We start from the raw sequence: 25,181 nt of genomic DNA on the forward strand, positions 1-25,181 counted from the left end.
CGGCTGGCATGTTGCGCCAGTCGTTAGTCCTTATTCATGGAGCAAGTATGTCACTCAGCCGGCGTCAATTTATTCAGGCATCGGGTATGGCCCTCTGCGCAGGCGCGGTGCCGCTAAAGGCCAGCGCGGCGGGTCAGCAGCCAGCGCTGCCTGTGCCTCCGCTGCTGGAATCCCGTCGCGGTCAGCCGCTCTTTTTAACCCTGCAACGCGCGCACTGGTCTTTTGCAACCGGCACCCGCGCGCAGGTATGGGGCTTTAACGGACGCTATATGGGGCCGACCATTCGCGTCTGGAGCGGCGATGACGTCAAAATGATTTACAGCAACCGCCTGCAGGAAAACGTCGCCATGACGATAAGCGGGCTTCAGGTGCCAGGGCCGCTGATTGGCGGCGCGGCGCGGATGATGAGCCCGAACGCCGACTGGGCGCCGGTGCTGCCCATACGCCAGTCCGCCGCCACGCTCTGGTATCACGCTGATACGCCAAACCGCAGCGCCCAGCAGGTCTATAACGGACTGGCGGGCATGTGGCTTGTGGAAGACGACGTCAGTAAATCGCTGCCCGTGCCGAACCATTACGGCGTTGACGACTTTCCCGTCATCATTCAGGACAAACGGCTGGATAACTTCGGCTCGCCGGAGTATAGCGAGCCGGGGAGCGGCGGCTTTCTTGGCGATACGCTGCTGGTCAACGGCGCGCAAAGCCCTTATGTGGAAGTCTCCCGCGGCTGGGTGCGCCTGCGTCTGCTGAACGCGTCGAACGCCCGTCGCTACCAGCTGCAGATGAGCGATGGCCGACCGCTGCACGTGATTGCAGGCGACCAGGGCTTCCTGCCCGCGCCGGTGTCGGTAAAACAGCTTTCGCTGGCGCCAGGCGAGCGGCGAGAAGTGCTGGTGGACATGACGAATGGCGATGAAGTCTCCATTACCTGCGGCGAAGCGGCTTCCATCGTGGATCGCATTCGCGGCTTCTTTGAACCTTCACGCATCCTTATCTCCACGCTGGTGCTGACGCTCCGCCCAACCGGGCTGTTGCCGCTGGTAACCGACAATCTGCCGATGCGCCTGCTGCCGGATGAAATCATCAACGGCAGCCCGGTGAATAACCGCACCATTAACCTGGGCGACGACCCAGGCATCAATGGTCAGCTCTGGGATATGAAGCGTATCGACGCGCAGGCGCAACAGGGCACCTGGGAGCGCTGGACGGTGCGGGCGGATATGCCGCAGTCTTTCCATATCGAAGGGGTAAGTTTCCTGGTGCGTAACGTTAACGGTGCGGCGCCTTTCCCGGAAGATCGCGGCTGGAAGGACACGGTATGGGTGGATGGGCAGGTAGAACTGCTGGTCTGGTTCGGCCAGCCCTCCTGGAGCCACTTCCCGTTCCTCTACCGCAGCCAGACGCTGGAGATGGCCGACCGCGGTTCGGTAGGACAGTTGCTGGTCAACCCGTCGCCTTAACGGCGAACAGAGAAAAGGCCGCTGTGAAGCGGCCTTTTTTATGCGTAGCGTTTGCCCCTCCCTCTAACCCTCTCCCTGGCGGGGAGAGGGAACCGGTCAGTGCAGGGATAGATGGCTTTTCGGTTGTTATTTCATGAAGCGTCTTAAACGACCTGGCTGAAGCGCTCCTCACCCCACGGAAGAGGGAGTCGGCCCGCATGGATGGACTCTTTTGCCGGAAAAAGAGGCCAACCCGTGCAGGCGTCATTGGTTTTCCCCCTCTCCCTTCCAGGGAGAGGGCCGGGGTGAGGGTAAAAGATGTTCAAGCTCCGCCAGTAAAGTCAGCAAAACTCCTTCCTGATTATTTAATCGTCTATTATTCCAAAAGCGTAACACCGTCCAACCGTGAGCCTGCAACCATGCCGTATGCCTCGCGTCGTATGCCCGATGCTCTGCATGCTGCCCGCCATCCAACTCAACAGCCAGCTTTACCTGGCAACAGGCGAAATCAAGAATGAAAGGACCAACGGGATGCTGGCGGCGAAATTTATGCGCCGCAAAGCGGTGGTCGCGTAAGAGGCGTCATAAGAGGCGTTCCTGGGCAGTTAACTGCCGCCTGAGCTGGCGGGCATGAGTGGGAGCGTATCGCATTGCTCCACTCTGCCAGCCGTAAACGGAGCTGTCAGCGCGGAGCGATAAATGTGGAATCTGCCTTCAGAATTTATTCCGCCAGGAACAACTCCAGCAGCGAATTGAGAAACAGCTTGCCGTGGTCGGTTATCTGCCAGCTTTCCGGCGTTTCAATCAGGTATCCCTGCGCTATCGCTTCGTCAATCTGTGGGCGAATCACGCGCTCATCGAGACCGGTGTAACGCGCAAACTCCTCACGCGGCGCGGCTTCCAGTAAACGGAAGCGGTTCATAAAGAACTCAAATGGTTTATCTGTCGCTTCCACCTCATGCTGGCGGTCGAGGTACTTTCCCTGCATATAGCCGCGCGGATGGCGGGTTTTCGCCGTGCGCAGAATACGTCCGTCCGGGAACGTCACCTTACCATGCGCGCCGCAGCCGATGCCGAGGTAATCGCCAAATCGCCAGTAGTTGAGGTTGTGCTGGCACTGATAACCCGGCTTCGCATAGGCCGACGTCTCGTACTGCTGATAGCCCGCCTGGGTGAGTAACTGATGGCCTTGCTCGAAGATATCCCACAGCGCGTCATCATCCGGAAGCGTTGGCGGGCGCGAGCCAAATAGCGTATTAGGCTCAATCGTCAGTTGATACCAGGACAGGTGCGGCGGGTTGAGCGCAATGGCCTGACGCAAATCGTCCAGCGCCTCGTCCAGCGACTGGTCCGGCAGGCCGTGCATCAGGTCGAGGTTAAAGCTGCGAAGCCCCAGCCCGCTTGCAAGGTTTGCTGCGCGCTTCGCCTCATCCGGCCCGTGAATGCGGCCAAGGCGCTTGAGCTTCGGCTCGCTAAAGCTCTGCACGCCGATGGAAATACGGTTCACGCCGGCGCGCTGGTACTCCACAAAGCGGTCAGCTTCCACGGTGCCTGGGTTGGCCTCCATGGTTATCTCCGCATCGGCGGCCAGGTTCAGGCGCGCGCGTACGCCGTCGAGCAGTTGCTGCATCGCCGGACCCGAAAGCAGGCTCGGCGTGCCGCCGCCGATAAAAATGGTTTTTACCTCGCGTCCCTGGGCATAAGAGGCGTCGTTATCAAGGTCGGTTAACAGATGCTGGACGTAATCATCGTGCGGCACCTCGCCCTTAAGCGCGTGCGAGTTGAAGTCGCAGTAAGGACACTTCTGCACGCACCAGGGAATATGAATATAAAGACTTAAGGGTGGCAAATTAGCCATTACGCATTGCTTCCAGTAACAGTTTCAACGCCTGTCCGCGGTGGGAAATGGCGCTTTTCTCTTCCCGCGTCAGCTCCGCCGCGGTTTTGCCCTCGGAAGGGACAAAGAAAATCGGGTCGTAGCCAAAGCCGCCTTCACCGGCAGGCTTGCGGGTAATAACGCCTTCCCAACTGCCGTGACACACCAGCGGCGTCGGGTCGTCGGCATGGCGCATATAAACCAGTACGCAGTGAAATTGCGCCTGACGTTTGCCTTCAGGCACATCTTCAAGCGCCGCCAGCAGCTTTTCGAGGTTTTGTTGATCGGTTGCTTCAACGCCTGCGTAGCGTGCGGAATAGATGCCCGGCGCGCCGCCCAGAATGTCGACCGCAAGCCCGGAGTCATCGGCAATCGCCGGCAGGCCGGTTACCTGCGCCGCGTGGCGCGCTTTCAGGATGGCGTTCTCAATAAAGGTGAGTCCGGTCTCTTCAGCGGACTCAACCCCAAGCTCGGTCTGCGCCACCACCTCTAAGCCAAAGTCTTGCAGCAGCGAGGCCAGCTCGCGCACTTTACCGGCGTTGCCAGTAGCGAGAACAACTTTTTGCATAACGAAATCCTGTGATTAATCGATAATCGCCGCGACTTGCGCCGGGATTTGTTGAGGGTTAATGATTCTGACTTGCTTATGGCGGCCCAGTTCGCCTTTTTCAATGAAAACCTGGCTTTTGGCGACGCGAAACTGCTTTGCCAGAAACTTCAGCAGGTGCGCGTTGGCCTGGCCGTCCACCGGCGGGGCGGTGATGGCGACTTTCAGTTCGTCGCCATGCGCGCCCACAATGGCGTCCCGGCTGGCTTTCGGCTGAATATAAAGCCGTAAAACCAGCCCGTCCGCGCTGCGGCTTACTGCACTCACAGCAAGTACCACAGCCCCGGGAAGAGATCCATGCCGAGGTAGTTCAGCAGATAAAGGATAATGATGACGCCCATCGCTGAAAAATCGATGCCGCCCATCGCCGGAATGATGCGGCGGATCGGCGCCATCATCGGTTCGGTCATCTGCATCAATACATACTCGACAGGGCTGCGGCCCTGGCTCACCCAGCTCATCAGCGAGCGAATGATGATGACCCAGAAGACCAGCGTACCCGCGGATTTCAGCAGCGAGAGCGCGCCTACCAACAGGTTCATCGGATCCAGCGACAGTACGCCCGCCTGGATAAGCAGCAGCAACGGATATTTCAGCGTCGTCAGAATAAACGCCACCAGCAGTGAAGCGGTGTCTATCGGCCCGAGGGACGGGATGATGCGACGCAGCGGCCCGATAACCGGCTGCGTTACTTTCACAATAAACTGCGCGAAGGGGTTATAAAAATCGCAGCGCGACCACTGCATCCAGATGCGCAGCAGCAGCACCATTACGTACAGCTCAATCAGGGTCTTGACCAGAAAAGTCAACGTCAGCATGGCGTTCCTCAGTAGTTATTGTTCAGTGTGGCGCGTGTAATCCCGCGCGCCAAAAATGGCGGTTCCAATGCGCACCATGGTGCTGCCCGCCGCTATCGCGGCTTCCATGTCGTCGGTCATGCCCAGAGATAGCGTATCGACAGACGGATAGCGGCTTTTCAGCTCGTTAAATGCTACCGCCATTTGACGTGCGACGGCAAACTGCCGCTCGTAATCGGGTTCCGGCGCGGGAATGGCCATCAGCCCGCGAAGCTGAACGCGCGGCAGTTGCGATACCTGCGCCGCCAGCGCATCCAGCTCGCTTAAGGGAATGCCTGATTTGCTTTGTTCATCGCTGATATTAATTTGGATCAGCACATTGAGCGGCGGCAGATTATCGGGGCGCTGGTCGCTTAAGCGGCTGGCGATGCGCAGGCGGTCGACGGTATGACACCAGTCGAAATGCTCCGCCACCAGGCGGCTTTTGTTGGACTGCAGCGGACCGATAAAGTGCCACTGCAACCCTTCCACGCCGCGTTGCCGGAAATGAAGGATCTTCTCCACCCCTTCCTGCACGTAATTTTCCCCAAAGGCGCGCTGCCCGGCGGCGATAGCTTCTGCGAGGGCGCTCGCAGGTTTGGTTTTGCTTACTGCAAGCAACGTAACTTCTTCTGAAGACCTGCCGCAGCGTTGGGCCGCCGCTGAGATCTTCTGCTGCACTTGCGCTAAGTTGCGCTCTATCTCACTCATGATTTATCGGGAAGCGGTATGGATATGGATGAACTGGTGGCGCTTAGTGTAAAGCATAACGTTTCGGATCTACACCTGTGCAGCGCGTTGCCTGCGCGATGGCGTCGGCGCGGCAGGCTGGAGCCGGTGCCGCACCCGCTGCCTGAACCTGAAACCTTGCTCGGCGAGTGGCTTAATGAAACTCAGCGCAGCGAGCTTGCCTTTAACGGGCAACTTGATTTCGCCGTCTCGCTGCCTGGCGGGGCGCGGCTGCGCGTCAACGCCTTCCGGCAGCAAAACGGGCTTTCGCTCGCGCTGCGTTTGCTGCCCACGCGCTGTCCGCAGCTGTCGTCGCTCGATCCGCCAGCGGCGTTAACCGGGCTGCTGCAGGCGCCGGATGGCCTGATTCTGGTGACCGGGGCGACGGGCAGCGGAAAATCGACCACGCTGGCGGCGATGGTCGACTACCTCAACCAGACGCTGGATGGGCATATCCTTACGCTGGAAGATCCGGTGGAGTTTCAGCACGCCAGCGCACGTTGCCTGATTCAACAACGGGAGGTAGGCATTCATTGCCGAAGCTTCAGCGACGGTTTACGCGGCGCGCTGCGGGAAGATCCGGATGTGATTTTACTGGGCGAACTGCGGGACAGCGAAACTATCCGGCTCGCCCTGAGCGCGGCTGAAACGGGCCATCTGGTGCTGGCGACGCTGCACACGCGCGGCGCGGCGCAGGCGGTGGAGCGGCTGGTGGATGTCTTCCCGGCGGAGGAGAAAACCTGGGTGCGCAGTCAGCTTGCCGGCAGCCTGCGGGCGGTGCTGGCGCAAAAACTGGCGGAGTCGAGCGATGGCGGGCGGGTGGCGCTGTATGAGCTGCTTATCAACACCACGGCGGTGGCGAACCTTATCCGCGAAGGCAAAAGCCATCAGTTGCCCGGCCAACTGGAAACCGGAAGACAGCAGGGGATGCAGAGCTTCGCGCATAGCCTGGCTTCGCGCATCTGTGAAGGAAAAATCGCCGCCGCGCAGCCGCAGGCGGCGAAGTGGGGATAGTCATCGCACGTTGAGCGAGTAAAGCACGGGCAAAGCGCCAGCGGTGGTGAGTATCTCGAGCTTAAGTTCACTGACGTGCAGCGGCGCGCTGAGCCGGTGTTCCTGCACAGAATGGCGGTTATCAGTCACCTCCGCCACCAGGATTTCATCTGCCCAGAGCCGGTAATGCGTAACGCAGTGCGGCGTCACCGCAAAATGATGGCCCATTTGCACCGTTTCCATCGCGTTGTCGAAATCGTTGTCAAACACCAGCGTCAGGGTCTGGATGGTTTGCGGTTCGGCCCAACGCCAGAGCACGGCGGGCTGTTTATCTTCAGGCGAGGGCGCCCAGCCGTTGAAGTGCTGTTCCGGGCGAAGCCGACCGTTTAGCAGGTTTTGCGCTTCAAAACAGCGTAGCGGTTCGCTCAGGCGCAGAGCGGGCAGCACGTTATGCGGACGGCGGCGCGGCAGCCAGAAGTCAAACTCCTCCACGCCGAAGTCGCCGTCGGCAATCTGGCGCGCGTGTTTCGCCACGCGGGGGTTCTGGCTGTTGAATACCGTGATGATGCCAGGCGCGTCTGCCGCGCTCAGCGCTATTTCAGTCTCATCGTTGCGATCGAATGCAATAAACAGGTATTCGTCGCGCGGGCTGGAATAATCGAATTGCAGCGTGTAATCGCCCGCTTGCGCTACCGTCAGCGTGCGCTCCGCCAGCAACCTGTCCGGCGTAAAGTTGCCCGCCTTTTCGCTGGTCAGCAGGCTGACGTTCAGGCGTTGCGGGCTTGCGGCGCGCAGGGTAAACGTGAGGGCAGGTAGCGACCCGGCAGCCTTTAACGGCAGAAGCAGCGCCATGCGCGCCTGCAGCGGCAACCATTCGCCGTTTGTGGGCAGGGCGTGAAGTTGATATTCGCTGGTGGCGGTTACAACCGCGCCGCTCGCCGGGTCGCTAAGCGTCTGGCGCGGAATGTAGCAGCCGCTGGCTTGTAAATGCTGTTGCAAAAGCGTGACGCGTTCGCGCTGCGCCAGCTCGCGTGGGGTAAGGCGTTGCTCGCGACAGAGCGCTGCGGCGCGGCCCACCACTTCGCCCAGCAAACCGCAGGTGCACATCACTCGCGCGCTGCCAAAAGCGACATGGGACGCGGAGATAAGCCGCCCGGTTAAAAAGAGGTTATCCAGCGAACGGCTGTAAAGGCAGCGAAAGGGGATAGTATAAGTGCCCTTGCTGTGGAACTGTCGGCAACCGTCGTGCGTGCTGTAGACGCCGTCCGCCGGATGCAGGTCAATGGACCAGCCGCCGTAGCCGACGGCGTCATAATGGTCGCGCTGCTCGATAATATCTTGCTGGCAGAGCAGGTGATCGCCCATAAAACGGCGGCTTTCCCGCTTGCCGGGAATGGCGCCGACCCATTCGATGGTCATCTTCTCCGCCTCGGGAAAGTTGCCGGAATTTTTAATGTAGTTCCAGACGCCCCAGACGATTTTCCAGAGTTCCCATTTTATGGTTTCGCTGTCGTGCACGGTATCAAGCCGGCCGCCCCATTCCAGCCACCAGAGGTCGCAACCGTTGAGGGTGGAAGTCAGGCGGGTATAGCGCGGAATTTCGCTTATCTCGCTCAGAGCGAAGGAGGGGGGCGTAAACGCTACCGCTTCCTCTGTGCGTTTGGTGTAGAAATAAATGGAGTGGCCCAGTTTGTGCCCGAAGCTGTCGCCTGGCGCCATCTTCTCGCCAAGCTCATCGGCGGCTTCTGCTCCGACACGATATTCCGCGCCAGCAAGGTAGCCGAGTACGCCATCGCCGGTAGCGTCGCAAAACTGCTCCGCCGTGATGAGGTAAAAGGTTTCGTTGATAGCGTTGAATCCTTTCACGCCCGTAATGCGTTTACCCTGCGTGTAAACCTCAAACAACGCGGTGTTAAGCAACAGCGTCAGGTTGGGTTCGCGCTGCGCCATATCAAGCAGCACCAGATCGAACATCACCGGATTGCCCTCTTTGTTGCGATAGAGATTCTCTTCCAGGATTTCCCCCATAATGCCGCCTTCTCTCGCCCAGCGGTTATTGTTACCCATATGCGAGGTGGCGCCGTTGGCCCATAGACGCACTTCGCTGGAGGCGTTGCCGCCGAGTACGGGCCTGTCCTGCACCAGCACAACCTGTAACCCCTCGCGCGCCGCCGCCAGGGCCGCGCACAGGCCGGATAGCCCACCGCCCGCCACCAGCAGGTCGGCGTGCAACTGCGCCTGCGGAAAAGCCCGGGCATCGCTTTGGTGAAAGATCTGCATAATGTTTGTATCCTTCTTAAAGAGCACGACTCAATTCACGCAACCCAGGGCAGCTATGTCATCACAACCCAATCAAAGTCTGATCGACGGCATCCGTTGCCTGCAGTATCTGGTCTCCAGCGACCGCGCCATTGGCTGTCGCGAGCTGGCGCGCCTGATGAATATCAACACCACCCGCGTTAACCGCCTGCTGATGACCATGGCCTCAATTGGCCTCACCATGCAGGACGAACAGCGCCGCTATCTTCCCGGACCCGGCATCCATGCGCTGGCGGCGCAGGCGATCCGCGGTTCTGCGCTTTTTTCGCAGGCGCTGCCGCAGCTTGAACGCCATGCGCCAAAGGAGATTGTGGTAGCGCTTGGCGTACTGTGGGAAGACCAAGTTATTTACATCTATCACGCCTCTCCGGGTTCGCAGCCGGGTCAGGCGCTGGCCGGGTTTCACATGTTGCCTGCCTGGCAGTCGGTCATCGGCATGTCGCTGTTGGCGTCGGAGAGCGACGACGCGCTGTCGCCGCGCTTCACCCCTGAGCAGTGGACGGCGCTTTCCCCTTATCTGACCCAGCAGCGCGAGCAGGGCTATGTGCTGTGGCGTCATGATGATGGCGAGATCTCCATGGCGAAGCCGCTGGGCATGCATAACGCGTCGCTGGCGCTGGCGGGGATGTGGCATATCTCCGAAACGGAGATTGACGCGCGTCTTCAGCAACTCCATGAACTGGCGGCGCTACTGATCAAACCTGTTTAATCGTCTGTTGCTCGCCTGACGTTGGCGTACCTGGCATACAATGACTATCGTGTCTCTTTAATAGAAACACAAAGTTTTTGACGAAACGCCACCGGGAAATGTGATGTGGCTCGAAGGGAAAGGGCGGGGCGGCAAGCCCCGGCACTATCAGAAGAGTAATGCGGTCAGGGGTGCTGTTCGAAGTAGCTTTCCAGAATGACGACCGCAGAAGCGGAGTCCACGCTGCCCTTATCCAGCGCGCGAAAGCCGCCGCGGGAGAAAAGCCCTGCGCGCGCTTCCACCGTACTGAGGCGCTCGTCATGCAGTTCCATCGCCACGCCGAAACGGCCATGCAGGCGATTAGCGAAGTTACGCGCGCGCGCCGTGAGCGGCTGCTCGGTGCCATCCATATTCAGCGGCAGCCCGACGACGACTTTTTCCGGCTGCCACTCTTTTATCAGACGTTCGATAAGCGTCCAGTCCGGCGTGCCGTTTTGCGCTTTCAGCGCCGTCAGCGGACGGGCGGTGCCGGTGATGCGCTGACCTACGGCCACTCCGATGCTGCGGGTGCCAAAGTCAAAGGCAAGTAAGGTGCCGCTCATCAGGCGTGCCCCGCCACGCCGGGCATGGTATGGATATCAATGCCGATAAGCTTCGCAGCCTCGCGCCAGCGGTCGGCAATCGGCGTGCGAAAGAGAATATTGAGATCGGCAGGCGCGGTGAGCCAGGCGTTTTCCAGCAGCTCTTGCTCCAGCTGACCTTTCTCCCATGACGAGTAGCCCAGCGCCACGATAATGTCGGAAGGTTGCTCAGCGGTGCCCATGGTTTCCAGCACGTCGCGGGAGGTGGTGATAATGGTGTTATCGGAAATCCGGATGCTCGAAGCAAACTTATCCGGCGGAGTATGCAGGATAAAACCGCGATCTTCCGCCAGCGGTCCGCCGAGAAAAACCGGCTTATCCAGGCGAATAGCCGGGTCGCGCGGTTCCGGGTTGATTTTCAGCTTCTGCAAAACCCCTTCGACCTGCAGGTTTTCCAGCGGCTTGTTGATGACGATTCCCATGGCGCCTTCGTCGTTATATTCGCAGATGTAAACCACGGAACGCCGGAAGAGAGGATCCTGCAAGGCCGGCATGGCAATCAGAAAGTGATGCTGTAAATTCATTGTCAAAGGTTCTGTAGTCCTGGTTGAAAAAGCGACAAGGCCAAGTATGGGGGCAAAGTGGCGGACTGTCACCAGGTGGGAGGAAAAGGCGGGCCTGCGCCCGCCGTAAAGATTATTTTGCCAGGCGTTTCTCAATGGCGTCCATCAACATGCCGGTGATGGAGATGGGGAATTCCGCTTCGATTTCACGCACGCAGGTGGGGCTTGTGACGTTAATCTCCGTCAGACGGTCGCCGATGATATCCAGGCCTACAAAAATCAGCCCTTTCTCTTTCAGCGTCGGCGCTACGCGGCGGGCAATCGCCCAGTCGCTGTCGCTCAGCGGACGCGGTTCGCCACGGCCGCCCGCCGCCAGGTTGCCGCGCGTTTCGCCGCCCTGCGGAATACGCGCCAGGCAGTAAGGCACCGGCTCGCCATCCACCACCAGTACGCGCTTGTCGCCATCTTTAATGGCCGGCAGGTAATTTTGCGCCATGCAGTAGCGGCTGCCGAGCAGCGTCAGGGTTTCTGCAATTACCGAAAGGTTCGGGTCGCCTTCTTTGACGCGGAAAATAGAGGTGCCGCCCATGCCGTCCAGCGGTTTGAGGATGATATCGCCATGCTTTTGCCAGAACGCTTTCAACTGCGCTTTATTGCGGGTCACCAGCGTTTCCGGAGTCAGGTCCGGGAACCAGGCGGTGAACAGCTTTTCGTTGCAGTCGCGCAGGCTCTGCGGCTTGTTGACGATAAGGGTGCCTTTCTCTTCGGCACGCTCAAGAATATAGGTCGCGTAGATGAATTCGGTATCAAACGGCGGGTCTTTGCGCATCAGGATGACGTCGAGATCGGCGAGTTCGATATCCTGCTCGTTGCCGAATTCATACCACTTGTCGTAGTTCTGTTCCACGCTGACGCGACGAGTGCGGGCGCGCGCTTCGCCGTTAATCAGGTAAAGATCCGCCATCTCCATATAGTGCAGCTCATACCCGCGGCGCTGCGCTTCCAGCAGCATAGCGAAGCTGGTGTCTTTTTTAATATTAATGGTTGCGATGGGGTCCATCACGATGCCGAGCTTAATCATTCTCTTTCTCCTTTAGCCCAGATCGCCAAAACGCACCTGTAGCGCGGTGATGGCGGTGAGCGCGGTAGTCTCAGTGCGCAGAACGCGAGGTCCCAACAGAATATCAGTAAAATGGTAGCGCGCCGTCATGGCGATTTCATCCGCCGACAGGCCGCCTTCCGGGCCGATCAGCAACCGCACGCGCTCAACCGGCAGCGGCAGCGTGTTGATGCTGTGCGCCGCTCGCGGGTGAAGATTGAGTTTTAAACCCTCATCCTGCTCGGCGCACCAGGCTTCCAGATCCATTGTCGGGCGAATCTCCGGCACGCGGTTGCGGCCGCACTGCTCGCAGGCGGCGATAGCGATTTTCTGCCACTGCTGGATTTTTTTATTCAGCCGTTCGGCATCAAGCTTAACGCCGCAGCGCTCAGAAAACAGCGGCGTAATGGTATTCACGCCCAGCTCTATCGATTTCTGGATAGTGAATTCCATTTTTTCGCCGCGCGACATCACCTGGCCCAGATGCAGATGCAGCGGCGACTCGCGGTCCGCCACTTCGCCTTTCAGCACCGTCACCCGCACGCTCTTTTTATCGGCGTGGGTGATTTCAGCATCGAAGACCTGGTTGCTGCCGTCGAATAAGTGTAATGCCTGACCCGGCCCCATGCGCAGTACGCGGCCAACATGGTTGGCGGCGTCTTCGCAAAGCGCAAGCTCATGGCCCGGGACAATCGGTTCGGGATGGTAAATGCGGGGAATTCGCATAAGGTTATTATCTGCCAGCAAGGGCGCGCCCGGCTTTCTGCGGAGCGCGCGATAAACAATGCCCGCTAGTGTAGGTTAGCGCTTTTGCGCCTGGCAAGCCTGCTGAACATAAGGGTTGTGGTTGCCCTGTACGCGAGCGATGCGCTCGTCGCGGGTACATTCCCACGCCGTTACCGGGTGGAGCTTGTTCCAGGCTTCAAACAGCTGCGTCTGCTGGCGTGAAAGGGAAAGCCTGTACTGGTCGCGCATGTAGAAATAGGTGCGGGCGATGGCGCCGCGGGCGCGGGCAGGCGGCTCAGCGGATTTGTCTTTGAAATCGACCTTCATTTCACACTGTCCGTACTGGCCTTCGCCCCCTTTCCACTGGTTGTAGAGGAAATTTCCACGGTCGCCGTTCACTTCGCCTACCGCAGGTTGCAGGTTATGCAGATCGATTTCCATCTGGCGGTAAACCGGATCTTTATCGCAGTTTTTACGTCCGCCATCCTGCCAGCACTGACGCTGGTGGCCGAACTGCCAGGCGGGCACGACGTGCTCCCACTCAATGCGCGAAGCGCGGTTCTCGTTTTTACGCACTTTGTAGCCGCAAGATGCCAGATCCGGAATGCCCTTTTTCCCCTGCCAGGTAATCTTGCAGCCGCAGTAAAAATCACCCGGTGCGTCAGCGTTTACTTTCACGCTGGCAGCCTTGGCCTGAGAAAAACTATGAATGCCTGCGGCGAATGAACCGCCGGAAAGCAGGGCGGCGGTTAGCGCCACCGTAAGCGAAATTTTGCGAGACATCTTCCAACTCCATGTGACAAGTGCTCGCACCGTAGCGAAGGAAAGCGTCAGAAGCAATTCAAAGGCGCTTAAAATTTCCGGTTCAGGATAAAGGCGGGGTTTCCGGGCGCAATTTTTCGCCGCAGCGCACGCAGCGGTACTCTGTTTCACCGCGCAGCACGCGGTTGTGGCGCCGTACGGTAAGCTGATGTTGCTGGCAACTGCAGCGGTAGGGATAGGTGTTGCGGCGAACGGAGTCCAGTTCAAACTGGTGCGTACGGCGCGCCGGCACGCCAAGCACCGCTTCCATCATCCATTTCCACTCTTTGCCGTGCGGCGCGACGCGTCCGAAATGTTTCCAGACCAACAGATGCGCCAGCTCATGCGGCACCACTTCTTCATAAAACGCCTGCTGGTTTTCCAGCAGCAACACCGGGTTGAGGCGAATTTCGTAGCTCTCAAGCCAGGCGGTGCCTGCCGCCGTGCCGCGCTGTTGATAAACGATTTTCGGCTCGGGATAGTTACGCCCAAGATGAAGGTTTGCGCGCTGCAGGTTTTCGCGCAGGCTGCGCATAACGGCCTGTTGAACGGCGATAGGGAGACGTGGGGTTTTCATAACGGCAGAGCATAGAGAATGGCGGGAAGGAGGGCAAGCGGCGGAAATAAGCCTCCCCCCGTGAGGGGAGAGGCCTGAAAGGTTAGTCGTGGGCGCCAATCTCGCGCAGGCGACGGCCTTTCATCAGGTTACGTTCAATATGCTCAAGCGAAACGTGCTTGGTTTCCGGCACCAGCCAGACGGTCAACACGATAAAGAAGAGGTTCAGCGCCGCGTATACCCAGAAGGTGTTGGCGTTGCCCAGCGTGTTGAGCATGGTCAGGAAGGTGGCGCCGACAATCATGTTGGCTATCCAGTTGGTCGCGGTGGAGAGCGTGATACCGAAATCGCGGCCTTTCAGCGGCTGGATTTCAGAACACAGCACCCAAATCAGCGGACCGGCGCTCATCGCGAAGCCGATAATAAACATCAGCAGCATCGCCACGGCAAAGTACTGCGCGGTCGGAGTGTGAATACCCAGATGCAGCATGGTGCCGAGAATGCCCATTCCCGACGCCATCACGATAAAGCCCAGGATAAGCGTCGGCTTGCGGCCCCAGCGATCCACCAGGCCGATAGCGATAAAGGTCGCCAGCACGTTAGTCAGGCCAACAATAACGGTGCCCCACATCTGCTCGTTGGTATTGGAATAGCCCGCCAGTTCAAAGATTTTCGGCGCGTAGTACATGATGACGTTCATGCCGGTGAACTGTTGCATCACCTGAAGCAGCACCCCCAGGAAGACGGCGCGGCGGAAGTTGCTGTTCTCCTTGAACAGCGCCCAGCCGCTCTGTTTTACCTTCAGGCTTTCACGGATCTCTTCAAGCTCATTGCGCGCCTCGGCGCTGGAGTCGCGCAGACGCATCAGCACGCGCTCCGCATCGTGGAAGCGGCGTTTGGCGGCGAACCAGCGCGGGCTGTCCGGCAGGAAGAAAACGCCAATCAGCAGCAGTACCGCCGGAATGGTGATGACGCCCAGCATCCAGCGCCAGTTGCCGGTATAGCTGAAGGCGGTGTCCGAAAGGTACGCGCCCAGAATCCCGATGGTAATCATCAGCTGATACATGGAGATCATGCTGCCGCGGATTTTTTCCGGCGCAATCTCAGAGAGATAGAGCGGGGCGGTGTAGGAAGCGATACCTACCGCCAGGCCCAGCAGTACGCGGGAAACAATCAGGACTTCTACGTTCGGCGCGAAAGCGGAGCAGAGCGAGCCTGCCACAAACAGCACCGAGCCAATCATCAGACTCTTTTTACGCCCGAGGCTGGATGAGAGCCAGCCGCTGCCCACTGCGCCAACCGCCGCGCCGAACATCATCGAGCTGACCACCCACTCCTGCTGGTGTGAAGTAATCTGGAAATCATCGGCAATAAAGGGCAACGCGCCCGCAATCACGCCAATGTCGAGGCCAAAAAGCAGTCCCGCCAGGGCCGCGAGAAAACAGACAAAGAACGTCATGGCCTTGTTTGAACGCCCCTGTTTTTTATTGTCAGGCATACTGCCCTCCAGTTGGTATTGGTTTTATCGATGTGAATCGTAGGTTAGCGTACCGTAAAATGATGTGATACGAATCACATGAGTGTAATCGGTTACATCAATGTCAAGCTATGTAATTCGCTAAAACCTTTATTTATCAGTTTATTAGTTTAACAGGCAGCGAAGCGGCCGGATAAATTTCAGAGTAAACCGAAGCGGCATGTAACAGAATGCGTTTTTTTACCATGCCGCAGGAATAATCTGAAAGTTTATGTAGCAGAATCACTATGTAATCGCTTTCAGAACGATACGGAAAGACAAACTGCGAGGAAGTATAGCTGGCAGAAAAGAAAGCGCAGAAAAAGCCGCCAGAAATGCAAAAGGCCAGCACGAGGCTGGCCTTTACGGGCAATGCGGCGAAGATTTATTTCAGACCGGCAGCATCACGCAGCAGCTGCGCTTTGTCGGTTTTTTCCCACGGGAAGTTTTCACGACCGAAGTGGCCGTACGCCGCCGTCTCTTTGTAGATCGGGTGCAGCAGATCCAGCATCTGGATAAGACCGTACGGACGCAGGTCGAAGAACTCGCGCACCAGCAGGGTCAACTGCTCGGTAGAGACTTTCTCAGTGCCGAAGGTTTCCACCATGATAGAGGTCGGCTCCGCCACGCCGATGGCGTAAGAAACCTGAATCTCACAGCGGTCCGCCAGGCCTGCGGCAACGATGTTTTTCGCAACGTAGCGCGCAGCGTAAGCGGCAGAGCGGTCAACTTTCGACGGATCTTTACCGGAGAACGCACCGCCGCCGTGACGGGCCATGCCGCCGTAGGTATCAACGATGATCTTACGACCGGTCAGGCCGCAGTCGCCCATCGGGCCGCCGATAACAAAACGGCCGGTCGGGTTGATGAAGAATTTGGTGGATTCATTAAGCCATTCAGCAGGCAGAACCGGCTTGATTATCTCTTCCATCACCGCTTCCTGCAGCGCTTTTTGCTCGATCTCTTCCGCGTGCTGTGTGGAAAGCACTACCGCGTCGATGCCGACGATTTTACCGGCGTCGTACTGGAAGGTGACCTGGCTTTTCGCATCCGGGCGCAGCCACGGCAGGGTGCCGTTTTTACGCACTTCAGCCTGACGCTGCACCAGACGGTGCGCGTAAGTGACAGGCGCAGGCATCAGCACGTCGGTTTCGTTAGTGGCGTAGCCAAACATCAGGCCCTGGTCGCCCGCGCCCTGCTCAAGCGGGTCGGAGCGGTCAACGCCCTGGTTGATGTCCGGGGACTGCTTGCCAATTGCGCTCAGCACCGCGCAGGAGTTGGCGTCAAAGCCCATATCGGAATGCACGTAGCCGATTTCACGCACCGTGTTGCGGGTGATCTCTTCGATATCTACCCATGCGCTGGTGGTGATTTCACCGCCAACCAGCACCATGCCGGTTTTGACATACGTTTCACACGCTACGCGCGCTTTTGGATCCTGTTCAAGGATAGCGTCCAGCACGGCATCGGAAATCTGGTCAGCGATTTTATCGGGATGCCCTTCTGATACAGACTCGGACGTAAAAAGGTGTTTTGCCATATTCTCTTTACCCTGGAGTAATTCGGTTAGTTCAGACTGCTGTGTAAAGGCTTCAGTCCAGTGCGATATTCTGAACGGAAAAACGCCCTCGCGTTTAGCGGAACGGGCTGTCTGAATGTTAATCAGTATAGATGGATTAACTTCTGGATGGCTATTCTAGGTGAAATCTTAACCTCATTTCCAGCGATTTTTACGCGCCGGCGCGCAGGGTAAAGAAAGGCGGAGCGGAGATTTCTGATAAGGACAGCAAAGCGGGCATTTTTATTTTGCTTTTTAACCCTGTTGTCGGTATAAAACGGCGCGCGCGGCTTATGCATTCAAGCGCACGATGGTTCCCCTCGTGTCGCCCACTTCCAGCCGGGTTAAGCAGTGATTTTTAAGGCTTTGGCTTGTCGCATACCCTAACGTATGCGTGGAGGTGATACGAAATAATGAACCATTGTTATCCGCTTATTCTGGCACACCGTTCTGGTGCCTTTTCATCCCCTGCATTCTGCATATCTTCTTTGCAAACCTGCCGATGTTCCACCCATCTCGGCGCTTCTCAGGATTCCCGGGCCGGTTACGCCTGGTGATAACTGAACAAGGGCGCTCCTGAACGTTCAGGAGTTTTCTCGTGGTTTCGCCGACCCGTCATACGGAGTTCGGTTACGTGTTTTACAATGATATGGAAAAGAAACCAGTCGCTCAGCCGGGCGATCAGCGCTATCTGCTGGTGAACCCGTCTGTTTATGGGTTGTTATCGCACTGTAACACTGCGATAGTAGTTAACTGTTTTACACTTTTACTAAAACATGAGGTTCGCTATGTCTGACGACATGTCTTCGGTTTCCCCTTCGTCAGCAGGCGAACAGGGTGTACTACGTTCTATGCAGGAGGTGGCAATGAGCTCCCAGGAAGCCAGCAAGATGCTGCGTACTTACAATATTGCCTGGTGGGGCAATAACTATTACGACGTCAACGAGCTGGGCCATATCAGCGTTTGCCCCGATCCGGACGTCCCCGAAGCGCGCGTCGACCTCGCCAAACTGGTGAAGTCTCGTGAAGCTCAGGGCCAGCGCCTGCCCGCGCTGTTCTGCTTCCCGCAGATCCTGCAACACCGTTTGCGCTCTATTAACGCGGCGTTTAAACGCGCCCGCGAGTCTTACGGTTATAACGGCGATTACTTCCTGGTTTATCCCATCAAGGTGAACCAGCATCGTCGCGTTATCGAATCGCTTATCCATTCCGGCGAGCCGCTGGGCCTGGAGGCAGGCTCCAAAGCGGAGCTGATGGCGGTGCTGGCGCACGCCGGGATGACGCGCTCCGTTATCGTCTGCAACGGCTATAAAGACCGTGAATATATCCGCCTGGCGCTCATTGGCGAGAAGATGGGCCATAAGGTCTATCTCGTTATCGAGAAAATGTCGGAAATCAAAATCGTGCTGGAAGAGGCGGAGCGTCTGAACGTGGTGCCGCGTCTCGGCGTGCGTGCGCGTCTGGCTTCCCAGGGTTCCGGCAAATGGCAATCGTCCGGCGGCGAAAAATCGAAATTCGGCCTCGCGGCGACGCAGGTGCTGCAACTGGTGGAGACGCTGCGCGAAGCAGGCCGTCTTGAAAGCCTGCAGCTTCTGCACTTCCACCTTGGCTCGCAGATGGCGAACATTCGCGATATCGCGACCGGCGTGCGTGAGTCGGCGCGTTTTTATGTAGAGCTGCATAAGCTTGGCGTGCAGATCCAGTGCTTTGACGTGGGCGGCGGCCTCGGCGTGGACTACGAGGGTACCCGCTCTCAGTCTGACTGCTCGGTAAACTACGGGCTTAACGAGTACGCTAACAACATTATCTGGGCTATCGGCGACGCTTGCGAAGAGAATGGGCTGCCGCACCCGACGGTGATTACCGAGTCGGGCCGTGCGGTCACTGCGCACCATACGGTGCTGGTCTCCAATATCATCGGCGTGGAGCGTAACGAGTTCACCGACCCGACGGCGCCAGCTGAAGACGCGGCGCGCCCGCTGCAAAGCATGTGGGAAACCTGGCAGGAGATGCATGAGCCGGGTACTCGCCGCTCGCTGCGCGAATGGCTGCACGACAGCCAGATGGACCTGCACGACATCCATATCGGCTACTCCTCCGGCACGTTTAGCCTGCAGGAGCGCGCCTGGGCGGAGCAACTTTACCTGAGCCTGTGTCACGAAGTGCAAAAGCAGCTCGACCCGCAGAACCGCGCGCACCGTCCGATTATCGACGAACTGCAGGAGCGTATGGCGGATAAGATTTACGTCAACTTCTCGCTGTTCCAGTCGATGCCGGATGCGTGGGGCATCGATCAGCTGTTCCCGGTGCTGCCGCTTGAAGGGCTGGACCAGGCGCCCAGTCGCCGCGGCGTGCTGCTGGACATTACCTGCGATTCCGACGGCACCATCGATCACTATGTCGATGGCGACGGCATCGCCTCGACCATGCCGCTGCCGGAATACGATCCGGATAACGCGCCGCCGCTGGGCTTCTTTATGGTGGGCGCTTATCAGGAAATTCTGGGCAACATGCACAACCTGTTTGGCGACACCGAAGCGGTGGACGTCTTTGTCTTCCCGGACGGCAGTGTGGAAGTGGAGCTTTCCGACGAAGGCGACACCGTGGCGGACATGCTGCAATACGTGCAGTTGGATCCAAACACCCTGCTGACGCACTTCCGCGATCAGGTGAAACAGACCGGGCTTGACGAGGCGCTGCAGCAGCAGTTCCTGGAAGAGTTCGAAGCGGGACTCTACGGCTACACTTATCTGGAAGACGAGTAAGCGTCGTTTCGCTGGAATCACGGGGCAGGGAGGCGTTGTTCGCCGCCTGCCCGATCCGCCGGGTTAACCGTCAGCGGAGGCAGAGCGTGAGCGTCACAGGCTTGAACCTGATTGAATTACCAGCGATAATCCGCCGCAATAAGCTGTATACCCATCAATCCCTTCCTCGTCGGGTTTAACGACGCGGAGGGGATTTTTTTTATCTCTTTTTTCACGTAACCAAGAGGTCATGTTCATGAACACCTTAGGCCATCAGTACGACAACTCCCTGGTATCCAACGCCTTTGGTTTTTTGCGTCTGCCGGTAAATTTCCAGCCGTACGACAGCGACGCGGAGTGGGTCATCACCGGCGTGCCGTTTGATATGGCGACTTCCGGCCGTGCGGGCAGCCGCTTCGGACCGGCGGCTATTCGTCAGGTTTCCACTAATCTCGCCTGGGAAGGCAACCGCTTCCCGTGGGATTTCGACATGCGCCAGCGCCTGAACGTGGTGGACTGCGGCGACCTGGTTTACGCCTTCGGCGACGCGCGTGAAATGAGTGAAAACCTGCAGGCGCATGCGGAAAAACTGCTGGCGGCAGGCAAACGCATGCTCTCTTTCGGCGGCGACCATTTTGTTACGCTGCCGCTGCTGCGCGCCCACGCCAAACATTTCGGCAAAATGGCGCTGGTGCATTTCGACGCGCACACCGACACCTACTCTAACGGCTGCGAATTTGACCACGGCACCATGTTCTACACCGCGCCGAACGAAGGGCTGATTGACCCGACCCGTTCCGTACAGATTGGTATTCGCACCGAGTTCGACAAAGACAACGGCTTTACCGTGCTGGACGCGCCGCAGGTTAACGATCGCTCCGTGGCGGACGTTGTGGCGCAGGTGAAGCAGATTGTGGGCGATATGCCGGTCTACCTGACCTTTGATATCGACTGTCTGGATCCGGCGTTCGCACCGGGCACCGGCACGCCGGTGATTGGCGGGCTGACCTCCGATCGCGCGCTTAAGCTGCTGCGCGGTATTCAGGATCTGAACATCGTCGGGATGGACATTGTAGAGGTGGCGCCGGCTTACGATCAGTCTGACATCACCGCGCTTGCCGCGGCGACGCTGGCGCTGGAAATGCTTTACATCCAGGCGGCGAAAAAAGGCGCGTAAGACAAGACAAAAAAGCCGGCGTTAACCGGCTTTTTCAACAGGGCGGGGGGCGTTAAGCCACCCCGCTTTTTTATTTGATGCCGTCGGCAGCCATGCGCTCGCGAATATGCTCGGCGCGTGCCGCGGAAGCCGGGTGGTCGTCAAACATTGAGCTCTGGCGGCCTGCTTCCTGTTGCGCGAGCTTCTCGAAGCTGGTGGCGAGGCCCAGCGGGCTAATGCCGCGCTTACGCAGCAGATCGTAGGAGTAATCATCCGCTTCGGATTCCTGGCGCTGCGAGAACTGCGCATTGACCAGCTGTTCGCCCAGCGCGCCAAGCTGCGACTGCGACAGGCTACCGACGATGCCGCCTGCGGAAGCGGCGGCGGCGCGTACGGCGTTAGTGCCGAGCGCCACCTGCATGCCGCGCTTCACATGGCCCAGCGCGACGTGACCCATTTCATGGCCGATTACCGCTTCCACTTCGTTGTCGGTCATCATATCCATCAGGCCGCTGTAGACGCGGATGCAGCCGTTCGCCATGGCGAAGGCGTTCACATCTTTCTGCATATAGACCTTGTAGTTTACCGGCTGGCCGTTGATGTTGTCGCCAAGCGCCGCGGCGATCGTTTTCAGGCGCTGGGCGTACTGGCTGCTGGCCGGGGCGATAGTCGCCTTGCTGTCCAGCTCTTTACAGGACTCATCGCTTAATGCTTTTACCTGCGCATCGCTTAACGTGTAAGCCTGAAACGCCTCGGCGCCGGAGGTAAGCAGGCCGTTGGAATCCATGTTCTGACAACCGCTCAGCAGGGCCGCCGCGCCCATAGCGAGCAGAATCGCGCGCATCTTCATGTGTGTGCTTCCGCAAAAGTGAATAAAAAGGGTATAGCCTCGCCAGCGGAGTTTACCGGCATGATGAGCAGTATAAAGAAGTCAGTACGCAGTGAGCGAGGCCGTAGCGCTTTCTGCGCACATGATCCAGAGATTTCTTAGGCAACAAAAGGATGCTCCATGTACATGCCCATCCGCTTGGGTTACATTGTTTGCCACTTTTTCCGGGCGTAGCCCATAACGCGTGGTAGTCAAGTCGTTACTAAGGCGTGGCCTTTAACTATCCGATCTGGAGTCAAAATGTCCTCTCGTAAAGAGCTTGCCAATGCTATTCGTGCGCTCAGCATGGACGCAGTACAGAAAGCCAAATCCGGTCATCCGGGTGCCCCGATGGGTATGGCTGACATTGCCGAAGTCCTGTGGCGTGATTTCCTGAACCATAACCCGCAGAACCCGAGCTGGGCCGACCGCGACCGTTTCGTGCTCTCTAACGGCCACGGCTCGATGCTGATTTACAGCCTGCTGCACCTCACCGGCTACGACCTGCCGATCGAAGAGCTGAAAAACTTCCGTCAGCTGCATTCCAAAACCCCGGGCCACCCGGAAGTGGGTTACACCGCAGGCGTTGAAACCACCACCGGTCCGCTGGGGCAGGGCATCGCTAACGCCGTGGGCATGGCTATCGCGGAGAAAACGCTGGCGGCGCAGTTTAACCGCCCGGGCCACGACATTGTTAACCACTACACCTACGCCTTCCTGGGCGACGGCTGCATGATGGAAGGCATCTCCCACGAAGTTTGCTCACTGGCGGGCACGCTGGGCCTTGGCAAACTGGTGGCGTTCTACGACGACAACGGCATTTCCATCGACGGCCACATTGAAGGCTGGTTCACCGATGACACCGCTAAGCGTTTTGAAGCTTACGGCTGGCACGTCGTGCGCGGCGTGGATGGTCACGATGCGGACGCCATCAAGCGCGCCATCGAAGAAGCGCGTGCGGTAACGGACAAACCGTCCCTGCTGATGTGCAAAACCATCATCGGCTTCGGCTCGCCGAACAAAGCGGGCACGCATGACTCCCACGGCGCGCCGCTGGGCGATGCGGAAGTGGCGGCGACCCGCGAACAACTGGGCTGGAAACACGAGCCGTTCGTGATCCCGCAAGAGATCTACGCGCAGTGGGACGCCAAAGAGATGGGCTCCGCGAAAGAGCGCGCATGGAACGAGAAGTTCGCCGCTTACGCCAAAGCCTTCCCGCAGGAAGCCGAAGAGTTTACCCGCCGCATGAAAGGCGAAATGCCAGCGGACTTCGCGCAGAAATCGCAGGATTTCATTGCGAAACTGCAGGCGAACCCGGCGAAAATCGCCAGCCGTAAAGCCTCTCAGAATGCTATCGAAGCGTTTGGCCCGTGGCTGCCGGAGTTTCTCGGCGGCTCAGCGGACCTCGCGCCTTCCAACCTGACGCTGTGGTCTGGTTCCAAAGCGATTAACGAAGACGCTGCAGGCAACTACATTCACTACGGCGTGCGCGAGTTCGGCATGACCGCTATTGCCAACGGCATCGCGCTGCACGGCGGTTTCCTGCCGTACACGTCTACTTTCCTGATGTTTGTGGAATATGCCCGTAATGCGGTGCGCATGGCGGCGCTGATGAAGCAGCGTCACGTGATGGTCTATACCCACGACTCCATCGGTCTGGGCGAAGATGGCCCGACTCACCAGCCGGTTGAACAGCTGGCGGCGCTGCGCGTAACGCCGAACATGAGCACATGGCGTCCGTGCGACCAGGTAGAATCTGCGGTCGCGTGGAAATACGCGGTTGAACGCCACGATGGTCCGACTGCGCTTATCTTCTCTCGTCAGAACCTGGCGCAGCAGGAGCGCAGCGAGCAGCAGCTGGCGGATATCGCCCGCGGCGCTTACGTGCTGAAAGATTGCGACGGCCAGCCGCAGCTTATCTTCATCGCAACCGGTTCTGAAGTGGAGCTGGCGGTAGCGGCATGGGAAAAACTGTCTGCCGAAGGCGTGAAGGCGCGCGTGGTTTCCATGCCGTCGACCGACGCGTTCGACAAGCAGGATGCGGCCTACCGCGAAGCGGTGCTGCCGAAAGCGGTTAGCGCGCGCGTGGCTATCGAAGCGGGCATCGCGGACTACTGGTTCAAATATGTCGGCCTGAACGGTGCGGTAGTAGGCATGACCACCTTCGGCGAATCCGCGCCAGCGGAGCAGCTGTTCACCGAGTTCGGCTTCACCGTGGATAACGTGGTAAGCCAGGCGAAATCGCTGCTGTAATCACATTTGTTAAAGTGAAACCAAACGGGAGGCCTGGCGCCTCCCGTTTTTTATGCATCTTTTTAGTCGCCCGGGTATTTTTTAAGCAGCACCTGAGTAAACGGCGTGAGGGTATAGTCTGATATTTCCCACGCTTTATACTCCAGCAGATCGTCCGCTATCTCCTGTATCACGCTGTTGAGCTCAAGGTTTTCCAGCCACGCCGTCCGGATAGCCGTGACGCCATACATCGCGCCCAGAAGATTGCCTGCAATGGCACATGTCGAGTCGGAATCCCCGCTATGATTCACCGCCATCAGCACGCCATGTTCAAACGAGCGGGCCGCCAGTGCGCAATAAACCGCAATGGCCAGCGCCTCTTCCGCTACCCAGCCTTCGCCAAGCTTCGCTATCGCCTCGTGGGACGGCGTCGGCGTTTGGGCTAGGTGTTGCGCAAGCTCAATGGCATGAAGCGTTTCTTCGTGCGCGGACTGCGTTTTCAATAGCGCAATCGCGCTGTCAGCCGCCGCGTGCAGCGTCTCTCCTTGTGCAAGATGGAAAACCAGCACGGCGAGTACGCCGCCCGTAAGCCAGCCGGTAGGGTGCCCGTGGGTAAGCGCGGCCAGCCTGCATCCCATATCGAAAGCCTGCCGGACGGCGTCCGTCTCCTGATTGCGGGCATAAAACAGCCCCACCGGCGCTACGCGCATTACGCCGCCGCAGCCTTTGCTGTTATTACTGGCGGGTTCGCCAAAGCGTTTCATCTCGCGTAGCGCGCTCAGGCAGGTAACGCCCGGCGCACGGGCGCTGTAAAGAGCTTGTTGCTGGATAAGCCAGCCGGAAAGCGAAAAGCCTTTCAGCAGCCCGTGACGGTTATGTTCTCCCTGCGTCAGCAGCCAGCGCTGGTAGGCGTGAGCGGTAGTGCCGGTAAAAGCAGGGGCAATGCCGCGCATCGCGCCGCGCACCCAGCCGCGCAGCAACCCTTCCGCTGTGAACAGTGTCATCTGCGTATCGTCGGTTATCTTCCCTTTGCCGCCCCAGGCCGCTTCGTAATCCGTAATTCCCTGCGCGCCGAAACGCGCCGTAATTTCCGGGAGGCTCAAAAACTCCACCGGACCGCCTAACGCGTCGCCAACCGCCCCTCCAAGCAGGCATCCGCGAAAACGCAGGCGCAGCGTGTTGAGATCAGACAAATTTTCGGAAAGCGGGGCGGTTAACATGGCGGTTTACCAGGGTAAGTCAGATGGTTTCTTATTGTAGGGCGGCAACGTTCATAGCGTAACCTCCCGTTTCT

Annotated in this window: 24 protein-coding genes and 1 pseudogene; 7 read left to right on the forward strand and 18 right to left on the reverse strand. The window is 58.5% G+C overall.

The genetic code is table 11. From position 1 onward, the window contains the following. The first annotated feature begins 47 nt into the window (after positions 1-47). Complete coding sequence (gene ftsP / locus MT962_RS11255) at positions 48-1,460, forward strand: cell division protein FtsP (protein ID WP_024555572.1); 1,413 nt, start codon at positions 48-50, stop codon at positions 1,458-1,460. Between the two features lie 243 nt (positions 1,461-1,703). Here ftsP and MT962_RS11260 read toward each other — a convergent pair. The 6 genes and pseudogenes from MT962_RS11260 to MT962_RS11285 form a co-directional block, all read right to left on the reverse strand. After that, positions 1,704-2,090: pseudogene (locus MT962_RS11260) on the reverse strand (DUF559 domain-containing protein). Between the two features lie 70 nt (positions 2,091-2,160). Next, complete coding sequence (gene hemW, locus MT962_RS11265; RefSeq protein WP_024561874.1) at positions 2,161-3,297, reverse strand: radical SAM family heme chaperone HemW; 1,137 nt, start codon at positions 3,295-3,297, stop codon at positions 2,161-2,163. Then, a complete protein-coding gene (locus tag MT962_RS11270; RefSeq protein ID WP_024561875.1) occupies positions 3,290-3,883 on the reverse strand; it encodes an XTP/dITP diphosphatase in 594 nt (197 codons plus the stop codon). Before MT962_RS11270 ends, hemW begins: the two co-directional genes overlap by 8 nt. Positions 3,884-3,898: 15 nt before the next feature. Further along, positions 3,899-4,189: a DUF167 family protein YggU gene (yggU, locus tag MT962_RS11275; RefSeq protein WP_024555569.1), complete on the reverse strand. Its 291-nt coding sequence runs from the start codon at positions 4,187-4,189 to the stop codon at positions 3,899-3,901. Further along, a complete protein-coding gene (locus tag MT962_RS11280) occupies positions 4,186-4,740 on the reverse strand; it encodes a YggT family protein (RefSeq protein WP_024555568.1) in 555 nt (184 codons plus the stop codon). The genes yggU and MT962_RS11280 overlap by 4 nt, the downstream gene beginning before the upstream one ends. Before the next feature lie 15 nt (positions 4,741-4,755). Continuing rightward, complete coding sequence (locus tag MT962_RS11285) at positions 4,756-5,469, reverse strand: YggS family pyridoxal phosphate-dependent enzyme (RefSeq protein ID WP_024555567.1); 714 nt, start codon at positions 5,467-5,469, stop codon at positions 4,756-4,758. 18 nt (positions 5,470-5,487) lie between these two features. Here MT962_RS11285 and MT962_RS11290 point away from each other — a divergent pair, with 18 nt between their 5' ends. Beyond that, positions 5,488-6,501: a type IV pilus twitching motility protein PilT gene (locus tag MT962_RS11290; protein ID WP_247365608.1), complete on the forward strand. Its 1,014-nt coding sequence runs from the start codon at positions 5,488-5,490 to the stop codon at positions 6,499-6,501. Here MT962_RS11290 and MT962_RS11295 read toward each other — a convergent pair whose 3' ends face one another. Beyond that, complete coding sequence (locus tag MT962_RS11295) at positions 6,502-8,760, reverse strand: FAD-dependent oxidoreductase (RefSeq protein WP_247365609.1); 2,259 nt, start codon at positions 8,758-8,760, stop codon at positions 6,502-6,504. Positions 8,761-8,815: 55 nt separating this feature from the next. Here MT962_RS11295 and MT962_RS11300 point away from each other — a divergent pair, with 55 nt between their 5' ends. Further along, on the forward strand, positions 8,816-9,508 hold the full coding sequence (locus MT962_RS11300) for an IclR family transcriptional regulator (protein ID WP_247365610.1): 693 nt from the start codon (positions 8,816-8,818) through the stop codon (positions 9,506-9,508). Between the two features lie 164 nt (positions 9,509-9,672). On the opposite strand, the gene ruvX is transcribed toward MT962_RS11300, so the two are convergent. The 8 genes from ruvX to metK form a co-directional block, all read right to left on the reverse strand. After that, complete coding sequence (gene ruvX / locus MT962_RS11305; RefSeq protein ID WP_024555563.1) at positions 9,673-10,089, reverse strand: Holliday junction resolvase RuvX; 417 nt, start codon at positions 10,087-10,089, stop codon at positions 9,673-9,675. Next, complete coding sequence (locus MT962_RS11310) at positions 10,089-10,652, reverse strand: YqgE/AlgH family protein (RefSeq protein ID WP_024551335.1); 564 nt, start codon at positions 10,650-10,652, stop codon at positions 10,089-10,091. Before MT962_RS11310 ends, ruvX begins: the two co-directional genes overlap by 1 nt. Before the next feature lie 112 nt (positions 10,653-10,764). Then, the gene (gene gshB, locus MT962_RS11315; protein ID WP_024555562.1) at positions 10,765-11,712 is read right to left on the reverse strand and encodes a glutathione synthase; all 948 of its coding nucleotides are present in this window, start codon (positions 11,710-11,712) and stop codon (positions 10,765-10,767) included. Between the two features lie 12 nt (positions 11,713-11,724). Beyond that, complete coding sequence (gene rsmE, locus MT962_RS11320; protein WP_247365612.1) at positions 11,725-12,456, reverse strand: 16S rRNA (uracil(1498)-N(3))-methyltransferase; 732 nt, start codon at positions 12,454-12,456, stop codon at positions 11,725-11,727. Positions 12,457-12,531: 75 nt separating this feature from the next. Beyond that, positions 12,532-13,239, reverse strand: coding sequence for a deoxyribonuclease I (endA, locus tag MT962_RS11325; protein ID WP_247365614.1), 708 nt, complete (start codon positions 13,237-13,239; stop codon positions 12,532-12,534). A gap of 82 nt (positions 13,240-13,321) precedes the next feature. Continuing rightward, on the reverse strand, positions 13,322-13,834 hold the full coding sequence (locus MT962_RS11330; RefSeq protein WP_071788405.1) for a SprT family zinc-dependent metalloprotease: 513 nt from the start codon (positions 13,832-13,834) through the stop codon (positions 13,322-13,324). A gap of 82 nt (positions 13,835-13,916) precedes the next feature. Next, a complete protein-coding gene (locus tag MT962_RS11335; RefSeq protein WP_024555558.1) occupies positions 13,917-15,311 on the reverse strand; it encodes a sugar porter family MFS transporter in 1,395 nt (464 codons plus the stop codon). 403 nt (positions 15,312-15,714) lie between these two features. Then, positions 15,715-16,869, reverse strand: a complete 1,155-nt coding sequence (gene metK, locus MT962_RS11340; RefSeq protein ID WP_024560374.1) for a methionine adenosyltransferase — start codon at positions 16,867-16,869, stop codon at positions 15,715-15,717. 667 nt (positions 16,870-17,536) lie between these two features. On the opposite strand from metK, the gene yqgB reads away from it, so the two are divergent. Both yqgB and speA read left to right on the forward strand, forming a co-directional pair. Further along, on the forward strand, positions 17,537-17,683 hold the full coding sequence (gene yqgB / locus MT962_RS11345) for an acid stress response protein YqgB (RefSeq protein ID WP_139025656.1): 147 nt from the start codon (positions 17,537-17,539) through the stop codon (positions 17,681-17,683). Next, entirely contained in the window at positions 17,676-19,652 is a 1,977-nt protein-coding gene (speA, locus tag MT962_RS11350) for a biosynthetic arginine decarboxylase (RefSeq protein ID WP_034882199.1), read from the forward strand. Before yqgB ends, speA begins: the two co-directional genes overlap by 8 nt. Positions 19,653-19,745: 93 nt before the next feature. Here the strand turns inward: speA and MT962_RS11355 are convergent, their stop codons facing one another. After that, positions 19,746-19,889 (reverse strand): hypothetical protein, encoded by a 144-nt coding sequence (locus MT962_RS11355; protein ID WP_154663433.1) that lies wholly within the window; start codon positions 19,887-19,889, stop codon positions 19,746-19,748. Here MT962_RS11355 and speB point away from each other — a divergent pair. After that, positions 19,888-20,808, forward strand: coding sequence for an agmatinase (gene speB, locus MT962_RS11360; RefSeq protein ID WP_024560373.1), 921 nt, complete (start codon positions 19,888-19,890; stop codon positions 20,806-20,808). The two genes, MT962_RS11355 and speB, sit on opposite strands and share 2 nt — an antisense overlap. A gap of 70 nt (positions 20,809-20,878) precedes the next feature. Here speB and MT962_RS11365 read toward each other — a convergent pair whose 3' ends face one another. After that, complete coding sequence (locus tag MT962_RS11365; RefSeq protein ID WP_024555552.1) at positions 20,879-21,637, reverse strand: M48 family metallopeptidase; 759 nt, start codon at positions 21,635-21,637, stop codon at positions 20,879-20,881. A gap of 279 nt (positions 21,638-21,916) precedes the next feature. Between MT962_RS11365 and tkt the strand changes: the two genes are divergently transcribed. Further along, a complete protein-coding gene (gene tkt / locus MT962_RS11370) occupies positions 21,917-23,908 on the forward strand; it encodes a transketolase (RefSeq protein WP_024555551.1) in 1,992 nt (663 codons plus the stop codon). Positions 23,909-23,970: 62 nt separating this feature from the next. Here the strand turns inward: tkt and MT962_RS11375 are convergent, their stop codons facing one another. Further along, on the reverse strand, positions 23,971-25,107 hold the full coding sequence (locus MT962_RS11375; protein ID WP_247365615.1) for an ADP-ribosylglycohydrolase family protein: 1,137 nt from the start codon (positions 25,105-25,107) through the stop codon (positions 23,971-23,973). Between the last annotated feature and the right edge of the window lie 74 nt (positions 25,108-25,181).

This window comes from Franconibacter sp. IITDAS19, assembly GCF_023079515.1.
GTDB lineage: Bacteria > Pseudomonadota > Gammaproteobacteria > Enterobacterales > Enterobacteriaceae > Franconibacter > Franconibacter pulveris.